We start from the raw sequence: 17,774 nt of genomic DNA on the forward strand, positions 1-17,774 counted from the left end.
GAGCGCAGGCATCGGGGCAAATGAGAAGGGGGGACACAGGTGACGGCTTGCCGTGCATCACTCCCACAGGAATTGCATCTGCCTCGCGGTGGTTGGCCACAGATGATGGACATGTGGGAGTCGAGCTTGCTCGCGAAGGAGGCCGAACATCCGCTAAATCTTCAGCGGCTGTAATACCGTCTACGCGAGCACGCTCACTCCTACTGCGCTTTCGCGCGACTGACTAAGCCTGCTTGATCAACGAGTCGGCGCAGGCGCGGCATCGATCTTTACCCGCAGCAGGCTGTAGGGCTTTTCGCGCAGATCCTTGCCGTTGTGGAAACCGGCCTGGCGCTGCAACTGGTTGGCGATGAAATACAGGTAGCCATCCGGCCCGACCGACAGGGTGTCCGGCCATAGCACGCGAGGGTCGTGAACGATGGTCTGCCAGTTGCCGTCGGCCAGGCGTTTGCGGATGCCGTTGTGCTCGTAGTCGCCGGCGTAGACCGCGCCATCGGCGTCTGATTCCAGACCGTCCGAGGCACCTTTTTCGCCGAGGTCTTTAACCGCAGCGTTCAGTTGCGCCTCGCTCACGCTGGCATCGCGCAGCATCTCGGTGGGTACGGCAAACAGGTGGCGGCTGGAAAGCGCGCTGAAGTACAGCGTCTTGCCGTCAGCGGAGAGCGCGATGCCATCAGACGCAACACCCATGGTTTTCGGCTTGCCGTCCGGGCCTTTGCTGACCAGCGCGGCCTGGCCTTCGACCACCGGCTTGAACTCAGGGTCGACCGAAGTCGATTTCGCGCCGCTCAAGCGACGGGTCGCCTTGCCGCTGGCGATGTCCATGACGATGATCGCGCCGGGCCCGGAGACCGATGAATCCGTGACATAGACCGTGCCTTCCTTGCCGCTGCGAAAATCAAAGCGCATGTCGTTGACGTAGGTGCTCGGCAGGATGACGTTGGCCGGGAAGACCAGCGTCTTGACCACTTTGTTACTGGCCAGATCAACCGCCACCAGCTTGGCGCCGCCGGCTTTTGGTGCGGCGAAATTCGGCGCAGCGGTGTCCAGCAGCCAGACGCGGCCCTGACCGTCGGCGACCACGCTCTGCACGCTGATCAGCCCTTTGGCCGGGTCTTTGGGGTCTTCTTTGTTGATGGCTGCATCGGGATAGGCGACAACCTTGCCGTCGCGAATTTCGCCCACGGTAAACGGCACGTCGTCGCCCCAGTGCGGATAGTTGACGAAGATGCGCCCGGTTTCCGTCACGGTCACCCCGGTGGGCATGGCGTCGTGGAAGGTGAACACCTGCTCAAGCTGACCGATGGTTTTCTCCGCCGGTGCATTGGCGGGTAGTGCGGTGGCGGTCGTGGCTGCGATGCCGGTCTGGCTGATCAAAGCGACTGACAGGGCCAGCGCTGACAACATCATGTTCTGTTTCATGGACACAAACGGCTCCCGGCCTGCCGCAGCAGGCCCTTCAAAAAATGGACAGGGTTAGAAACCTTCGAGAACGATCTTGCCCTTGGCCTTGCCGCTCTCGATCACGGCGTGGGCGCGGCGCAGGTTCTCGGCGTTGATCGCGCCGAAGTGCTCACCGAGGGTGGTCTTCAGCACGCCCTGGTCAATCAGGTCTGCGACGCGATTGAGCAGCTCATGCTGGGCGATCATGTCCGGGGTTTCGTAGAGCGAGCGGGTGAACATCAGTTCCCAGTGCAGCGACAGCGCCTTGCGTTTCATCGGCACGACGTCCAGGGATTTCGGGTCATCGATCAGCGCCAGCTGGCCTTGTGGCTTCAGGGCTTCGATCAGCTGCGTGAAGTACGAATCGGTGTGGGTCAGGCTGGCGACATGACTCACCTGGCCGACGCCGATCTGATTCAGTTGCTCGACCAGCGGCTGGCTGTGATCGATGACGTGATGAGCGCCCAGGCTTTCGACCCATTCGCGGGTTTCCAGACGCGACGCTGTACCGATGACGGTCAGTTTGGTCAGTTGGCGGGCCAGTTGCACCAGAATCGACCCGACGCCGCCACCGGCACCGATGATCAACAGGCTGTCACCTTCGCCGCCGCCTTCCTCAACGCCCAAACGGTCAAACAGCAACTCCCAAGCGGTGATCGAGGTCAGCGGCAGCGCGGCGGCGTGGGCGTTGTCGAGGCTCTTGGGCTTGTGCCCGACGATGCGCTCGTCGACGAGGTGGAATTCGCTGTAGCTGCCAGGACGGGCGATGGAGCCGGCATAGAACACTTCGTCCCCTGCTTTGAACAGCGTGACGTCGCTGCCCGTTTCACGCACAACCCCGACGGCGTCCCAGCCGACCACTTTGGGTTCGGTGGCAGCAGAGCCGGCGCGGATTTTGGTGTCGACCGGGTTCACCGAAATCGCTTTGACGTCCACCAGCAAATCGCGAGGGCCGGGCGTTGGTTTGGGCAGTTCCATGTCGAGCAGCGCGTTGGGGTCTTCGATGGGCAGACCGTGTTGGGTGAAGGCGACGGCTTTCATGGCTTCTCTCTAATCAATGAACAGAAGGTGGCTTAAACGTTGGACCCATCTTGTTCTTGTTCGTCATGCTGAAAAACCAGCAGAATCCGGCAACACTTTCACGGCTGGAGTGAAAATGATCCGTATCGACGACCTGACCCTCTTCGTCCGCACTGCTGCGCTCGGCAGTTTCTCCAATGCTGCGCGGGAGGTGGATCTGTTGCCGGGGCAAGTTGCGGCGGCCATCAAGCGCCTCGAACGGGAATTGGATATTCGGCTGTTTGCCCGTTCCACGCGCAGCCTGCGCCTCACCGCCGAAGGCGAGCAGTACCTGCCGACCGCCCAGACGGTGCTCGATGCGTTACGGGATGGCCGGGAAAAGCTGCGGCGGGAAAGTGCCGAGCTGCAAGGCACGCTGCAGGTGGCGGCGCCTTCGGATCTGGGGCGAAACATGCTGCTGCCCTGGCTGACGGATTTCCGCAGTCAACACCCGGCGCTGAATCTGCGTCTGTTCATCTCCGATCAAGTGGCCGATCTGTTTCGCGATCCGGTGGACGTCGCCATCCGATACGGCGTTATCGAAGACGCCAACTACATCGCGTTGGCCCTGGCGCCGTGGAATCGCCGGGTGTTGGTGGCGTCGCCGGAGTATCTGGCGCGCAAGGGCCGGCCCATGGTCTCGGACGACTTGCTGCGGCACGAGTGTTTGCTGTTCACCCTGGCGGGGCGGGTGTACGACAAGTGGCGGCTCGGTGGTCGGGTGTTCTCGGTGTCAGGCCCGTTGCTTACCGATGACGCGGATCTGGTAAGGCGTTGGGCGGTGGCGGGGCAGGGTGTGGCGTACAAGTCGTGGCTGGATGTCTGCGAGGACGTGCACGCCGGGCGGCTGGAGCTGTTGCTGCCGGATTACCCGGGCGAGCCGACTCCACTCAACCTGATCTGCCCGCACCGCAAACAGTTTTCCCCGGCGGTGCAGCAGTTGCATTCACTGTTGAATAACCGCTTCGCCGGAATGGAGAAGGGGTTGCCGGCGTTGTTGTGAGGATGAATTGTGATCGTTCCCACGCAGAGCGTGGGAACGATCAAGCGCAATCATTGTGGGAGTGAGCTTGCTCACGAAGACGGCATTTCAACCGCTGAAGAATTGGCGGATTTACTGGCCTCTTCGCGAGCAAGCTCACTCCCACAAGTCATATGCCGGGCGACACATCTGCGGTGTCAATGGGAATGCCGCGGCTCGCCACTTCGTGCAATCACCCGCAAATGCAACGTCGCCGGCTCCAGGCATCCGCCAGTAGACAGTTGCCCCACCAACTGCCGATACAGCTCCTGCCACGGGGTTTGCGAGGCGGGCATTTTCGGTTCGAACAGCGCGCGGCGCGCGGCCATTTCCTCGTCGCTGACCAGCACGTTGACGCTGCGGTTGTTCAGATCCACGCGTAGCCGGTCGTTGGTTTTCAACAGGGCCAGCCCGCCGCCCACCGCCGCTTCCGGCGACATATTGAGGATCGAAGGGCTGGCCGACGTGCCGCTCTGCCGGCCATCGCCCAGGCACGGCAACGAGTCGATGCCCTGTTTGATCAGCGCAGACGGCGGCGCCATGTTCACCACTTCGGCGCTGCCGGGATAACCGACCGTACCGGCGCCACGGATCACCAGAATGCAGCGCTCGTCGATTTCCAGCGAAGGGTCGTTGATCCGCGCGTGATAATCCTCCGGGCCCTCGAACACAATGGCGCGCGCCTCGAAGCTGTTCTCCGCGCCCGGCTCGGACAGATAGGTCTTGCGGAAGGCCTCGCCGACCACCGACATCTTCATGATCGCGCTGTCGAAAAAGTTGCCGCTCAGCACGATGAAGCCGGCGCGGTGCTTGAGCGGGTCTTCGTACGGACGGATCACGTCGGCGTCGTGGGCGACGGCGTTGCGCACGATGTCACCAATGGTTTTGCCGGAGACCGTGCCGCAGTCTTCGTGCAGCTTGCCGGCCTTCTGCAACTCGTGCATCACCGCTGGCACGCCGCCTGCGCGGTGGAAGCCTTCGCCCAGGTACTTCCCGGCGGGCATGCAGTTGACCAGCAACGGCACGTCTTCGCCGATGCGCTGCCAGTCGTCGAGGCTCAACTCGACGCCCATGTGCCGGGCGATGGCGATCAGGTGCGGCGGGCAGTTGCTCGAAGCACCCAGGGCCGAGGCCACCGCGATCGCGTTTTCAAAGGCTTCGCGGGTCATGATTTGCGAAGGACGCACGTCTTGGCGGACCAGATCGCAGATGCGCTTACCGGTCATGTAGGCCATCTGCCCGCGCTCGCGGTACGCCGCCGGAATACTCGCGCAGCCGGGCAGCGACATGCCCAGTGCCTCCGCCAGCGCGTTCATCGAAAGCGCGGTGCCCATGGTGTTGCAGTGGCCCACCGAGGGTGACGCCGCCGTGGTCATTTCCATGAAGCCTTCGTAATTAATCTCGCCGGCCGCCATTAAATTCCGCGCGTGCCACAGCACCGTGCCGGAACCGATCAATTCGCCCTTGTGACGACCGTCGAGCATCGGCCCGCCGGACAACACGATGGCCGGCAGGTCGGTGGTCGCCGCCGCCATCAGGCAAGCTGGCGTGGTTTTGTCGCAGCCGGTGGTCAGGACAACGCCGTCCAGCGGGTAGCCGTGAAGAATTTCCACCAGCCCGAGGTACGCCAGATTGCGGTCCAGGGCAGCGGTCGGGCGGCGCGTCTGCTCAGCCATCGGATGCACCGGAAATTCCATCGGAATACCGCCCGCATCGCGAATGCCGGCTTTGACCCGCTGGGCGAGCTCCAGGTGATGACGGTTGCAGGGCGCCAGATCAGAACCCGTCTGGGCGATGCCGATGATCGGTCGGCCCGATTGCAGCTCTTCGCGGGTCAGGCCGTAGTTCATGTAGCGCTCGACGTACAGCGCCGTCATGTCAGCGTGTTCCGGATCATCGAACCATTGCTGGCTGCGAAGGGGGCGTTTCGGCGTGTCGGACATGGTTCGGGTCTCTCTTGGAATTAGGTGTGCTGCGTAAGGTGTTCAGCGTTACAACAAACCGCGCACGGCGAGGTTGCGCAGCAGCGCGCCGACGCCGAACGTCCACGGCGCCGCGTCGCTGCTGTGGGTCACCTCATTGTGCAGGCCGCCGAACAGGCTACTGCTGATACTGACCTGATCGCCCAACTTGTGGGTAAAACCTCCGCCAGCATGGTCGCGGTCGGCGGTCGGGGCGAAGAGGGTGCCGAGAAACAGCAGGAAACCATCCGGGTATTGGTGGTTGGCATTGAGCGCCTGGCCAGCGATGTCGGCCGGATCACGGCTGATCTGCGACATGGAGCTTGAGCCTTTCATGACATAACCGTCATTGCCTTTTACCTGCAGATCGACCACGCAGTTGCGCACGTCATCCAGGGAGAAGGTCTCGTCGAACAGCCGAATGAACGGGCCGATCGAGCACGAGGCGTTGTTGTCCTTGGCCTTGCTCAGCAGCAGCGCGCTGCGGCCTTCGAAGTCCCGCAGGTTGACGTCGTTGCCCAGTGTCGCGCCGTGGATCTGCCCGCGGCTGTTTACTGCCAGCACCACTTCCGGCTCGGGGTTGTTCCACTCTGATTTCGGATGAATGCCCACCTGGCTGCCACTGCCCACCGCTGCCAGCACCGGCGCTTTGGTGAAAATCTCGGCGTCCGGCCCGATGCCGACCTCAAGGTATTGCGACCACATGCCTTGCTCGATCAGCAGCGCCTTGAGTGTGCTGGCTTGTTCGGAGCCCGGTTTGATGTTGCGCAGGTTGTCGCCGATCGCGTTCTGCACGATGGCGCGTACGCTTTCCGCCTTGGCCGGATCGCCTGCCGCCTGCTCCTCGATCACCCGCTCGATCATGCTTGCGGCGAAGGTCACCCCTGCGGCCTTGATCACTTGCAAGTCCGCTGGCGCCAGCAGGTACGGTTTGTTGGGATCAGGCGTCGCGGTCGAATTCGCCAGCAATTCTTCGAGGCTGGCGACGCGCGTGCCCTGGGCTTCGCGTGCCGCAGCCACCGGCGATTCCAGCTCCAGCAAGTTGCTCAACGTGGCGAAGCTCGACGAAAGATCGAACACTCCATCACTGCGCAACACCACGGGCGACGGGCCGCCGACTTTACCGGGCACCCAGGCGCGGCCGATCAGCGTGCCATTCAGGCCGTCGGCGGGGAGGGTGTTTTCGGGAGTGAGCTGAATCGGCATGGTGAAGTCCTCAACGCTTTTTATGGTTTATCAGCGACCCTAATCAGCACCGGCGATAAACTCCAATGACATCTGCTTAATAATCGATAACACTGGGTTATCGCTCCTTGAGGCCGCGCCCATGTCGGATATTTCCTTCTCAACAGTCTGCAACTGGCTCAAGTTCAAGCATCTGGTGCTTATCGAAACCCTTGCGCGGACCCGCAACATGCACGCGGCGGCGCAACACATGAACCTCAGCCAGCCGGCGGTGAGCAAAATGCTGCGTGAGATCGAGCGCCTCTTGGGCTTCGATGTGTTTGAGCGTCTGCCGCGCAACATGCCGCCGACCGCCCTCGGTGAGCACGTGGTGCGCTATGCGCAGATCGCCCTGAACGACGCGAGCAAGTTCGTTGATCAGATCAGCAGCCTGCGGGAAGGCGGGCATGGTTTTCTCAAAGTAGGAGCGATTTTCGCGGCGACTGCGGTGGTGCTGCCGGAAGCCATCGTGCAATTGAAAGCTCGCTGGCCGCTGCTGTCGATCGAAGTGGTGGAGCAGACCAGCGATCACCTGATGGAAATGCTCGACGACAAGAAGCTTGATCTCGCAGTGGCGCGCTACACCAACGAAAACCAGCAGCAGGTGTACGACTTTCAGGCTCTGGCGCCGGAGCCATTCTGCATGGTCGTTAACAGTCGACATCCGCTGACCGAACTGGCGCAGACGCCGCTGCAAGCACTTGGAAACTGGCCATGGATTCTGTATCCACTGGGCACTCCGATTCGCGCACGGATGGAGCAGGCCTTCGCCAAGGCCGGCATCCCCACCCCGAAGAACACCATCGACACCATCTCGATGCAGACCTTCCTGCAAGTCCTGCAGGCAGGGCCGATGATCGCGATGTTGCCCGCGTCCATGGCGCAGCCGCACCTGGATTCGGGCCTGCTGAAAGTGCTGAACACGCCGCTGAAACTGGCGCCTCAGGACTACGGAATTCTTACTCGCCGCGGCGAGCCGTTGCTGGGGGCGGCGTCGGAGTTCGCCGAAATCCTGCTGGCGAATGCACGGCTGGCGCATCAATAAGCGATAACCCGGCGTTATCAATCAATGGAAACAAGTCATTATCCTAATCAATACCCTTGTCAGTAACATCGGCCCGTGTTTCGACCCTCCATAACAACAATACAGGCGCGTCCGAGTGCCTGGAGGTCCCACCATGGAAACCGTTTTCCAGCGCCTGCCCGAGTCCTCGGGTCCCGGGCACGCCAGCTTTGAAGACCGCACCTACCGCAAAGTCATCCTGCGCATCCTTCCCGTCCTGCTCCTGTGTTACATGGCGGCCTATCTGGACCGCGTGAACATCGGCTTCGCCAAGCTGGACATGCTCAACGATCTGCAATTCAGCAATACCATCTATGCCCTCGGCGCGAGCATGTTCTTCTGGGGCTATTTTATCTTTGAAGTACCCAGCAACTTGCTGCTGCATCGCTTCGGCGCGCGGTTCTGGATCGCCCGGATCATGCTCACCTGGGCCATCGTGTCCATGGCCGTCGCGTTTACTGTGCCGCTGGCGAAGTTTTTCCATATCGAGTCGGAAACCATGTTCTACGTGCTGCGCTTCTTGCTCGGCATCTGTGAGGCAGGCTTCTTTCCCGGCGTTATCCTTTACCTCAACTACTGGTTTCCTACCCGTCGGCAAAGCCGGGTGATGGCAGGTTTCCTCATGGCAATGCCCATCAGTCTGACGCTGGGCGGTGTGATTTCCGGCTGGTTAATGACCCGAATGCAGGGCGTCAACGGCATGGCCGGCTGGCAGTGGCTGCTGATCATCGAAGGGCTGCCTTCGGTGGTCATGGCCTTTGTGGTGCTGGCGTTCATGGCCAATAACATCGACGCGGCCAAATGGCTGTCGCCCCAGGAAAAGGCCATGCTCAAGGCCAATCTGGAGACCGACAGCAAAGGCAAGGCGACGAGTCTGCGCGAGGTGTTTTTCAACGGACGCGTGTGGCTGCTGGTGCTGATCCTGCTGACCTTCAACACCGGGTTCTACGGGCTCGCGTTCTGGATGCCATCGATTATCAAAAGCGCCGGCGTCTCCAACCCGATGGACATCGGTCTGCTGACGGCCATCCCCTACGGCATCGCCGTGATCGCCATGACCCTCAACGCGCGGCACTCCAACAAGACCGGCGAGCGCCGCTGGCACGCAGCGATTCCGGCGATCATCGGCGGCATCGGCCTGATCCTCAGCGCCTACTTCGCCAGCAACGTGGTGCTGTCGATCATCTTCCTCAGCGTGTCCGCCTCCGGCGTGCTGAGCCTGATGCCGATCTACTGGACCCTGCCGGGCACCGTGCTGTCTGGCGTCGCGGCCGCTGCGGGGATCGGCATGATCAACGCCATCGGCAACCTGTCAGGCTTCACCGGTTCGATGATCACCGCCGTGGCCGAGAACCTCACCGGCAACATCAACAACGGCACCTACGTGCTGGGCGCCTGTTTGTTCATCAGCGCCGGACTGATTCTGTCCATCCCGCGGGCGATGTTGGGCAATCACAAGGCCGAATCGCCTGCGCGAGGCGAGGTGCTTTCTCACGCTTAAATGAGGTTAAGCGAACGGCGCTTTTCCCTGTGGGATATTCCTCTGGTCCAGACGCCAAGGTTTCGCGCAGTAAACGCGGTACCTGTGGGAGTCGAGCTTGCTCGCGAAGACGGTATTCCAGCCGCCGAATATTCAGCGGATGTTCCTGCCTCTTCGCGAGCAAGCTCGCTCCCACATGAACGGGTGCCAGCACTAATACCGCGCCCCGGTCACCCATATCTTTGTTGCCTGCCATCGCCAGCCGCGATGGCAGGCTCGTCATTGCCTGATATACGCCGCTCACGGTCCCTCCTAGCATCGGTCGCACATGACCTCGCCGTCGGCGAAATGGAGAAGACCCTGTGAGAAATTTCCGGATTGGCCAGATCGTCCCCAGCTCCAACACCACCATGGAAACCGAGATTCCGGCGATGCTGACGTCGCGGTACTCCCTGTTCCCAGACGAGCGCTTCACCTTCCATTCCTCCCGCATGCGCATGATGAAAGTCAGCCCCGAAGAGCTGAAAAAGATGGACGTCGACAGCGACCGTTGCGCGCTGGAATTGAGCGATGCCCGGGTCGATGTCATGGCGTACGCCTGCCTGGTGGCAATCATGTGCCAGGGCGCCGGTTACCACAAAGTGTCGCAGGATCGTCTGAGTAAAACCGTTGCCAGCAATGCGTCCGACGCACCCGTGCTCAGCTCGGCCGGGGCGTTGATCGACAGCCTGCTTATGCTCGACTACAAGAAAATATCCATCATCACGCCCTACATAAAGCCACTCACCCAACAGGTCATCGACTACATCGAAGCGGCCGGCATCGAAGTGGTGGATGCCATCAGCCTGGAAGTCTCCGACAACCTGCAAGTCGGGCGCCTCGACCCAATGGATCTGGTTTCCCACGCCAACCGGCTCAACATCGGGCAAGCTGATGGAGTGGTGCTGTCGTGCTGCGTGCAGATGCCATCGTTGCCCGCCATCCAGGTCGTACAGGATCGTCTCGATAAGCCGGTGCTGTCCGCCTCCGTGGCGACTGTCTACCAGATGCTCAAAACCCTCGGCCTAAAAGCGCAGGTTCCGAACGCCGGCCATCTGTTGTCGGGCGCGTTCTGAGGCGATGTCTGACGGGGTACTATGGCGGCCACTCAGGCCAGCACGCCCGGTACCCCACATGAAACTCGACCCTGTCTCGCTGCGCCTCTTCGTCAGCGTCGTCGAAGAAGGCACTATCGCTGCCGCTGCCAAGCGCGAACACATCGCGGCGGCGGCCGTCAGCAAGCGGCTCAGCGAACTGGAAGAGCTGCTCGATTCCCGGCTGCTCACCCGCACCAACAAAGGCATCACGCCCACCGACGCGGGGCTGTCGCTGTTGTTCATGGCCCGCAGCGCGCTGAACAATCTCAACGACATCGTCCTGCAGATGCGCGACTATTCCAACGGCACGCGCGGCTCGGTGCACGTGCTGGCGAACATATCTGCCATCACCCAATTCATGCCCGGCTTGATCAAGTCGTTCATGGCGCTTTACCCGCTGATCAACATCGTCCTCGAAGAACACCAAAGCCTGGCGATCACCAAAGCCGTCGCCGAAAACCGCGCCGAGATCGGCATCTTCACGCGCCTGCCCCACGGCGCGGACATCGAAGTCTTTCCGTTTCGCACCGACCGCCTCGTATTGATCGTGCCCAACGACCACCCGCTGGCAGGCCGCGAGTCCGTACGCTTCAGCGACACCCTCGACCATGAATACGTCGCCCTGCGCAGCGGTACCCACTTGAATTTCCAACTGATCAAAGCCGCCAACGACCTCGGCCGCTCCCTCAGAATCCGCATGGAAGTCGCCAGCTACGATGCTTTGAGCCTGATGGTTCAGGCAGGCGTCGGCATTGGCATCATGCCCGAGGGCAGCGCAGGGATTTACCGAATGGACGGTGCGAAAGTGGTTCAGCTGGAAGAGGAATGGGCCAGTCGCGAACTCAACATTTGCGTGAGGTCGAGGGACGGGTTGTCGGTGGCGGGGGCGTTGTTTTTGCGGCATGTGTTGGCGGGATGAGGATTATCGCCGGTATATTCAAGCATCGCCGAAGGGATCTACAGGTGCGGTGAACCGCCTGGCTCTGTCCCCTTGATGCGTCACGCAGGCTGGTGAGGGGCTGCCTGACACTGATCTCATCCGCCAGCAGCTGGATACCCGACAACAAGGAACGTTTACATGGTTAATTGGCCTGCCGTAACAGCTGTCTTCTCGGTCTACTGTGCCGGCGTGATCATCCCCGGCCCCAACTTCGTGGCGGTCGCGCACAAAGCGGTTTCTGCGGCAACGGCGCACGCACTGATGCTGGTGGCGGGCATCGTGGTGGTGAATCTGTTCTGGGCGACCTGCGCCATCCTGGGCATTGGCGCAGTGTTTTCGCTGTTGCCGTGGCTGGCGTTCGTCGTCAAATGCCTCGGCGCGGGCTACCTCGTCTGGTTCGGGATGCGCCTGATTTTCGCCTCCGGCAAACCTCCCACCCTCAACCCCCGGGCCGGCCAGATGCCCAGCCTGCGAAGCGCATTTAAACAGGGCGTCGCGACCAACATTGCGAACCCCAAGTCAGTCGCGTTTTACGCCGCAATCTTCTCCGCTGCCGCGCCGAGCCATGTCGAGTTTGAAACCTTCGCGGCGATGCTGGCGATGGTCGGCCTCGTGTCGTCTGCCTGGTATGCACTGATCGCGACCGCGCTTTCACGGCCGCGGATTGCCGGTGCGTATGCCAGCAAGAAGAAGGCGATTGATCGGGTGTGTGGGGCGGTGATTGTGATGCTTGGAGTTAGGCAGATGATTCGATGAAGATGCGCTTTCGGCTTTCCCGGCTAATGCCAGTCCCACTGAATGCACGCTGTCAGTAGGACCGGCTTTAGCCGGGAAGTGGCCCGTCCGGACACCAAAAAGCTACCGACAGCCGATTCGTCTTTTCCGCCTGTTGGCGCGTCGAGCCCAGCGTCGGTATCCTCAACCATCGCCGAATGGACCACCCATACCCATGCTGATCTTTGATTGCACCCAAGACGCCGCTGATTTTTTCTCGAAGAAAGTGAAGGGCAAAATCATCAGCGCCGTGCAGCCCGCCGCCGCTGCCCAATTGCTAGAAGCGGACAGCACAGCCCACGAGCGAGTGGATCGCTGGCAGCTGCACGTCACCAAATTTGGCAGGATCCACGTCCTTGTCGCCATGAAAGTCGACACGCGCTACGCGATGATGTTCGTCGGCCTGAAACGCAACGACGTGCAGGGTTTTCTGGCGCAGTTCACCGCTCGGTATCTTGTTGAATTGCTCGTACTGGCGGGAAACGTTCTCGGGGAAATTCCGCCTCAGGCTGAGCTCCAGCGTCATGTAGACGTGTGGGAAGAAAGCTTCCAGCCCGTGCATTTCTTCAAGCGTAGCGATCGGAGTGTTCAAGCCCATATCAATTCAGTGCTCGACATGGCGGCTCGACGCGAATACGTCGGCCCAGGGCTGCCAATTGGGGAGCAAGACCTCATCGATTTCGACGGTGTGGCCAACCGATTCTACCGATCGATCAGAGGATCGGATTACATCATCCCGGCTGAGCTTGAGCTGAAGCAGGTTTATCCAAGTTTGGGGATGGTGATGACGGAAGTGGAGATGGCGGAGGCGTACAAGAACTGGAATGCATCGAGGTGAGCGGAAATCTGAGTCTGAGGATCGATGGCTCGAAAATCAGGCGCTGCGCGGAGACTGCGCATTTCGCGCAACCAAACAAACATCAGAAACAGCTTCAGACCATGATGCAGCCAGTGTAAGGAAGCACAGATGAACAGACTTGAACGGATCAGAGGCTGCCTGCTCGGCGGCGCGGTGGGCGATGCACTGGGTGCGCCGGTCGAATTTCTCAAATGGAACGCCATCCACGCGACATTCGGTGCGCGTGGCATCGTCGATTTCGCCCCGGCTTACGGCCGCGTGGGCGCCATCACCGACGACACGCAAATGATGCTATTCACCGCTGAAGGCCTGCTGCGCGCTCATGTACGCGGCATCTCCCGCGGTATTTGCCACATACCCGGCGTCATTCACCATGCGTTGCTGCGTTGGTTGATGACCCAGGATTACTCGCCTGCCATCACAAGCGTCAGCCTGGATGGCTGGCTGGTGAAGGAGCGCGAGTTGTGGTCCCGTCGCGCGCCCGGCCTCACCTGTCTAAGCGCATTGAAGGCCAGCACCGAATTTGGCGCTTTCGCCCAAAACGACAGCAAAGGCTGCGGCGCCGTCATGCGCGTCGCGCCGTGCGCTTTCTTCCCTAGCGCTTTCGACAACGCCGCTGACTCCGGCCGTCTGACCCACGGTCACCCAACGGGCTACATGGCAGGCGGTCTTTTCGCTGACATCCTCCAGCGCATCGTCGACCGTCAGGACAGCCTCGAAGACGCCATCGCCAACAGCCTGTCAGAGCACGGCCAGAAACCCGGCATGGAAGAAACACGTGCGCTGGTCGAACGCGCGCTCTTCTTCAGCTACGAAGGCCACCGCCCAACCCCCGAGCGGATCGAGGAATTGGGCGGCGGATGGATCGCGGAAGAAGCCTTGGCGATTGGCATCTGGTGCGCACTCACTGCGACATCGTTCGAAGACGGCGTGATCAACGCCGTGAACCACAGCGGAGACAGTGACAGCACCGGGCTGATTGCCGGGCATTTGCTGGGTATTCAGCACGGCGTGGAGGCGATCCCGGATCGCTGGCTTGCGCCGCTTGAATTGCGGGAAGTGATTGAAGCGGTGGCGGAGGATATCGAGCGGGTACCGAGGGTGTTTACGGGGTATGGCGGGGAGTTTGATGATGAGATTTGGGAGCGGTATCCGGGGGGCTAATCCTTTAGATGCCTTATGCATCGAGGGTTGTCGAGTCATCGCTCCAGCAGCGAGCTTTTTGCTTGATGCTGGGAACTTGCCGTTGCATCTCAGTATTCTACGAAATAGTCGCTATCCAGCTGCCTCACTTCGTAAACCTGTCTCACGCTACAGCCGAGATTGTTTTCGACCATCAGTCTGGCGAGCTCCGGGCCGTCGATCAGCACTACCTTTATATCCAGGCTCATTGCCGCGTTACGAGCACCGTCCGAAAAGTCCGACGTGGTGATGAACACACCTTTGCGAGCGCGCTGGCGGGTGAGGGCGCCAATGAACTTGTCGATCTCCGGGCGGTGTACGGTGTTGGTCCAGCGCTTGGCTTGCAGGTAAATGACGTCCAGCCCTAGCTTGTCCTCCTTGATGATGCCGTCAATGCCGTCATCGTTAGTTTGCTGCGTTGCTTGACCCGCTTCCTTGCGTGAGCCGCCATATCCCATTGCAATCATGAGGTCGACCACCAGTTGCTCGAAAAAGGTCGGCGACGCTGCCCGTACTTGGGCCAGCAGATCATCGGCCAGTGATTGCGTTAAAGCCTGATGTGCTGCGGCCAGTTGCTCATCAGGGGTGGCTTGTTCGACCGGATCACCCTGCAAGATTGGCCGGGTACTGTCGGCGGGACTCGAGGTATGAAACGCTGCAAATTCGGGAAATTGTTTGAGCCAACTCACGGTAATGCGTGCCGGCCCGTTGCGCAGCGTCTCTCGACCGCGTTCCGTGATCTGCACCATGCCTTTGGTAGGAATGCTCAAAAGACCGGCTTTGTTCAAATAAGTCCGTCCCCAGCCGACCCGGTTGTTCATCACCGTTTGCTTGCCCGAAGGCAAGCGTTCGCTGCGCTCGTCTTCAGTGAGTTGGAAATCACCAGCGATGCGCTCGCGCAGTTCGCCCAACGCTAGCGGGACACCATCCGCAACGGCCGCTAGTATCGGGCGCATGACACTTTGAAAATCCGGGATGGGCATCGATGACTTCCTTTTCAGTTGGCTAGCCTGAGCTGTGCATTGCAGCGCAGTTGTTCGTAACGAGGTAGCGCGTTTACCCCTTACACGTTGCTGCAACATGATGGCCGGCTTTGTAGAACTTAGCCATGGAAGCCTCGGGCTAAAATGACTACGGCCACAGCTAATATCTGTGGCCTTGAGGTTTTAACTCATGGCGGGATTCCGGCTGACAAATGTCCTCAGCCCTAGCACTGAGGAGGCGTGATACCTATCAAATGATGGCAACTGGGCTGTGTACTCGATGCGCCTCATCTGACTTGCTCCTTCCCGCGAACTACTAAGAAATCCTTAGCGGCTGGTTGCTCCGACGGTACGGATGCTGCGCAAATACATGTCCGCCGGACCAAGCAGGGGACGCTACGCAGTTAATCCTCAAGCCGACGGGAACGCTTGCGAGACAGCATTGTAAGCTGATGTTGGCACGCTGCCCTGGGGCGTCGGCTCTAGTCCGCGTTCGCCTAATCTACCTCCCCCCAACCAACCGCCGCGCAATCTCATCCGTCTCCATCACCGATATCTCCTGCACTTCCCCAAACTCCGTCCCCCCGCCCGGCAACGTCCCCGCCACATGAAAGTGCACGTGCCCGATCGCCTGCCCCGCCGGCACGCCGTTGTTCTGCCAAACCGCAATCCCCGTTTTCGCGTACGCCTTTTCAATCAGCCTCGCCGCATTGCGCACTTCAACCGCCACCGCCGCCACTTCCTCATCGGTCATCTCCAACAGCGAAGGCACGTGCCTCAGCGGCAGCACCAGCAAGTGCGGGTGACCCCGTTGTTCTCGGGTCACGAAGGTCGCGGTTTGTGGGGTGCAGGAGAGAATGGTGTAGGGCCTTTCGCCCCTGAGGTATGCGCAGAAAGCGCAATCGGGATTGTCCGGGAGGTCGAGGCTGGTTTCCGGGGTCATGATGACCTCAATGACGAAAGGAACGACTGCAGTTCCAGTCGATCGAGTTTTCGGTAGTCGTCGGGGCGGACGACGATGCGCAGTTCGTCGCAGACCTTCGCGTTGCGTGAAGCGAACATGAACGAGAGCAGGGTGAAGCGGATGGCGTCCTGGGCGGGCAGCACGCTGGACAGTCGCGCCTGCCCGCCGCCGATGACCGGGATCGAGATGGTGCCGCCGTTGCCGCGCCGGGACACTTCGGCCCAGAGCGCAAGCAACCCTTTCCACACCTTGTCCGGGGTCGAGCGCGCGACGTTCTGGGCGTCCATTTCGCAGTAGGCCAGGAAGAAGATCAGCCGGTGCGCATGCTTGAGCGTGGCGATGGCGCCGACGCCGTATTGCACTTGTTTGCCCGGTTTGTTGAGCGTACCGACGCAGGGCGTGTTGACCAGCGCGTCGTCCAGATGACGATCAAGTTCTTTCAGGTCGCCGCCGTAAAGGACCTGTAAGGCCTGTCCCTGCAGGCTGGAGGTGGCAATGATGTTCGGCGTTTCCGTGTCGAAGGTGTCGTTGGTACCGATCACCAGATGGCCGTCTTCCTTGAGAAGGTCGCCGGGCACGATGGTGATCCGTGTTTTCGGCGCGTTGTACTCCTCGGCAATCGGGCGCGGCCAGGCTTTGAACTGCGCGGCGGAAACTGACACCACGATGATTGCTATCAGGATGCCGACACCTTCCATCGCATGGCTGCCGGGGTAAATGACGTTGAAGGTCTGCATGATCGTCGACAGCCCGCCGACACAGGCGAACAATGCCACCAGGAAGTGGCGCCAGAAGCGCCACGTTTGCATGTCCTGAAGAATGGTCATCACATGCCCAACTCGTCGTAGATTCTGCCTAGATACCGATGGGGACCCTGCATCTCGCTCTTCGCGTAGCCGTCGACGTAGTTGTCCAGCGCGTACTGAATGATTTTCGGCTGGAAAGAAACCGAGACGCTGAAGTGTTTTTGATCAATGAGCGGCTGAGGAATGTTGTCCATGACGATGTTTCTGCTCTGGCAGAGATTCGCGATGACGATGGGAAGATCCAGTTCGAGAATCACCTCGATTTCATAAGCAAGAAAGGAATCCCCGTCGCCGCCTTTGCGACGGCCATCTTCGCTGCCCAGTAAGATAACTTGCTTGGTGTTGTTGAGGCGTTCGCGCAGGCGGCGTTTGATAGTTTCTGGCGAACTGCTGTCCCGCGCCTCGAACAGGTCATGGGCATTGAAAAAGTCGAAGTCGATTTTCTCGTTCTGCTTCCAGGCTTTCATCAGCCAATAATGCTTGATGTCTTCACTGGCGAACGCGATGTAGGTTTTGTTGCGGTAACTCATGATGAACTTCCTGTAGTGAAAACGAAGAGGGTTGTTTGCTTCATCGGTTAAGGCGCTCAGTCCATTGATTGCCGATTGACGCGCGCGCAGAGGCGCCGCGTGGGTTAGCGGTGCGAGGTATTCATGGGAAGTTAAAAAGCCGGCTTGTGGCCGGCTTCTCGGTGACGGGTTTGGTTAGTTTTTGGCTAACCGCACCCGTCCGCAAAAGTGCGCGCTGCGAGGAGGCGCTTGTCAGGTAGACCGGGCAGGTCAGAGAGACGGTGCCAGGTCGATCACCCATCCGCGTGTGGCCGACGGGTGCTGAAACGAAGGCGTGCAGGATACCCATGTTGTTTGCGTCTGCCCAGTT

At 60.4% G+C, this 17,774-nt stretch carries 16 protein-coding genes; 8 read left to right on the forward strand and 8 right to left on the reverse strand.

Features of this window, described 5'->3' with window-relative positions; all coding sequences use genetic code 11:
• Nucleotides 1-237 precede the first annotated feature (237 nt).
• A complete protein-coding gene (locus AC3ISG_RS02635) occupies nucleotides 238-1,407 on the reverse strand; it encodes an L-dopachrome tautomerase-related protein (RefSeq protein WP_489299443.1) in 1,170 nt (389 codons plus the stop codon).
• 69 nt (nucleotides 1,408-1,476) lie between these two features.
• A complete protein-coding gene (locus AC3ISG_RS02640) occupies nucleotides 1,477-2,484 on the reverse strand; it encodes a zinc-binding alcohol dehydrogenase family protein (protein WP_489298441.1) in 1,008 nt (335 codons plus the stop codon).
• A 115-nt stretch (nucleotides 2,485-2,599) separates the two neighbouring features.
• Here AC3ISG_RS02640 and AC3ISG_RS02645 point away from each other — a divergent pair, with 115 nt between their 5' ends.
• Nucleotides 2,600-3,505: a LysR family transcriptional regulator gene (locus tag AC3ISG_RS02645; RefSeq protein WP_489298442.1), complete on the forward strand. Its 906-nt coding sequence runs from the start codon at nucleotides 2,600-2,602 to the stop codon at nucleotides 3,503-3,505.
• A gap of 176 nt (nucleotides 3,506-3,681) precedes the next feature.
• Here AC3ISG_RS02645 and AC3ISG_RS02650 read toward each other — a convergent pair whose 3' ends face one another.
• Entirely contained in the window at nucleotides 3,682-5,466 is a 1,785-nt protein-coding gene (locus tag AC3ISG_RS02650) for an IlvD/Edd family dehydratase (RefSeq protein ID WP_122536859.1), read from the reverse strand.
• A gap of 48 nt (nucleotides 5,467-5,514) precedes the next feature.
• Complete coding sequence (locus tag AC3ISG_RS02655) at nucleotides 5,515-6,690, reverse strand: fumarylacetoacetate hydrolase family protein (RefSeq protein WP_489298443.1); 1,176 nt, start codon at nucleotides 6,688-6,690, stop codon at nucleotides 5,515-5,517.
• A 121-nt stretch (nucleotides 6,691-6,811) separates the two neighbouring features.
• Here AC3ISG_RS02655 and AC3ISG_RS02660 point away from each other — a divergent pair, with 121 nt between their 5' ends.
• From AC3ISG_RS02660 to AC3ISG_RS02690, 7 genes are all read left to right on the forward strand, one after another.
• Nucleotides 6,812-7,753 (forward strand): LysR family transcriptional regulator, encoded by a 942-nt coding sequence (locus AC3ISG_RS02660; RefSeq protein ID WP_122536861.1) that lies wholly within the window; start codon nucleotides 6,812-6,814, stop codon nucleotides 7,751-7,753.
• Between the two features lie 133 nt (nucleotides 7,754-7,886).
• Nucleotides 7,887-9,272 carry an MFS transporter gene (locus AC3ISG_RS02665; protein WP_489298444.1) on the forward strand — a complete coding sequence of 462 codons (1,386 nt, stop codon included), beginning with the start codon at nucleotides 7,887-7,889 and terminating at the stop codon, nucleotides 9,270-9,272.
• 341 nt (nucleotides 9,273-9,613) lie between these two features.
• The gene (locus tag AC3ISG_RS02670) at nucleotides 9,614-10,366 is read left to right on the forward strand and encodes a maleate cis-trans isomerase family protein (RefSeq protein WP_489298445.1); all 753 of its coding nucleotides are present in this window, start codon (nucleotides 9,614-9,616) and stop codon (nucleotides 10,364-10,366) included.
• A 58-nt stretch (nucleotides 10,367-10,424) separates the two neighbouring features.
• On the forward strand, nucleotides 10,425-11,306 hold the full coding sequence (locus AC3ISG_RS02675) for a LysR family transcriptional regulator (RefSeq protein ID WP_489298446.1): 882 nt from the start codon (nucleotides 10,425-10,427) through the stop codon (nucleotides 11,304-11,306).
• Between the two features lie 159 nt (nucleotides 11,307-11,465).
• On the forward strand, nucleotides 11,466-12,083 hold the full coding sequence (locus AC3ISG_RS02680; RefSeq protein ID WP_489298447.1) for a LysE family translocator: 618 nt from the start codon (nucleotides 11,466-11,468) through the stop codon (nucleotides 12,081-12,083).
• Between the two features lie 193 nt (nucleotides 12,084-12,276).
• Nucleotides 12,277-12,939 (forward strand): DUF6933 domain-containing protein, encoded by a 663-nt coding sequence (locus tag AC3ISG_RS02685; protein ID WP_489298448.1) that lies wholly within the window; start codon nucleotides 12,277-12,279, stop codon nucleotides 12,937-12,939.
• 129 nt (nucleotides 12,940-13,068) lie between these two features.
• On the forward strand, nucleotides 13,069-14,124 hold the full coding sequence (locus tag AC3ISG_RS02690) for an ADP-ribosylglycohydrolase family protein (RefSeq protein ID WP_489298449.1): 1,056 nt from the start codon (nucleotides 13,069-13,071) through the stop codon (nucleotides 14,122-14,124).
• Between the two features lie 89 nt (nucleotides 14,125-14,213).
• On the opposite strand, the gene AC3ISG_RS02695 is transcribed toward AC3ISG_RS02690, so the two are convergent.
• From AC3ISG_RS02695 to AC3ISG_RS02710, 4 genes are all read right to left on the reverse strand, one after another.
• A complete protein-coding gene (locus tag AC3ISG_RS02695) occupies nucleotides 14,214-15,125 on the reverse strand; it encodes a restriction endonuclease (protein ID WP_489298450.1) in 912 nt (303 codons plus the stop codon).
• A 502-nt stretch (nucleotides 15,126-15,627) separates the two neighbouring features.
• Nucleotides 15,628-16,068, reverse strand: a complete 441-nt coding sequence (locus tag AC3ISG_RS02700) for an HIT family protein (RefSeq protein ID WP_489298451.1) — start codon at nucleotides 16,066-16,068, stop codon at nucleotides 15,628-15,630.
• Nucleotides 16,065-16,916, reverse strand: a complete 852-nt coding sequence (locus AC3ISG_RS02705) for a macro domain-containing protein (protein WP_489298452.1) — start codon at nucleotides 16,914-16,916, stop codon at nucleotides 16,065-16,067. Before AC3ISG_RS02705 ends, AC3ISG_RS02700 begins: the two co-directional genes overlap by 4 nt.
• Nucleotides 16,916-17,425, reverse strand: a complete 510-nt coding sequence (locus AC3ISG_RS02710) for a TIR domain-containing protein (RefSeq protein ID WP_489298453.1) — start codon at nucleotides 17,423-17,425, stop codon at nucleotides 16,916-16,918. The genes AC3ISG_RS02705 and AC3ISG_RS02710 overlap by 1 nt, the downstream gene beginning before the upstream one ends.
• Nucleotides 17,426-17,774 lie beyond the last annotated feature (349 nt).

The sequence above is a fragment of the Pseudomonas sp. GL_135 genome (assembly GCF_057834665.1).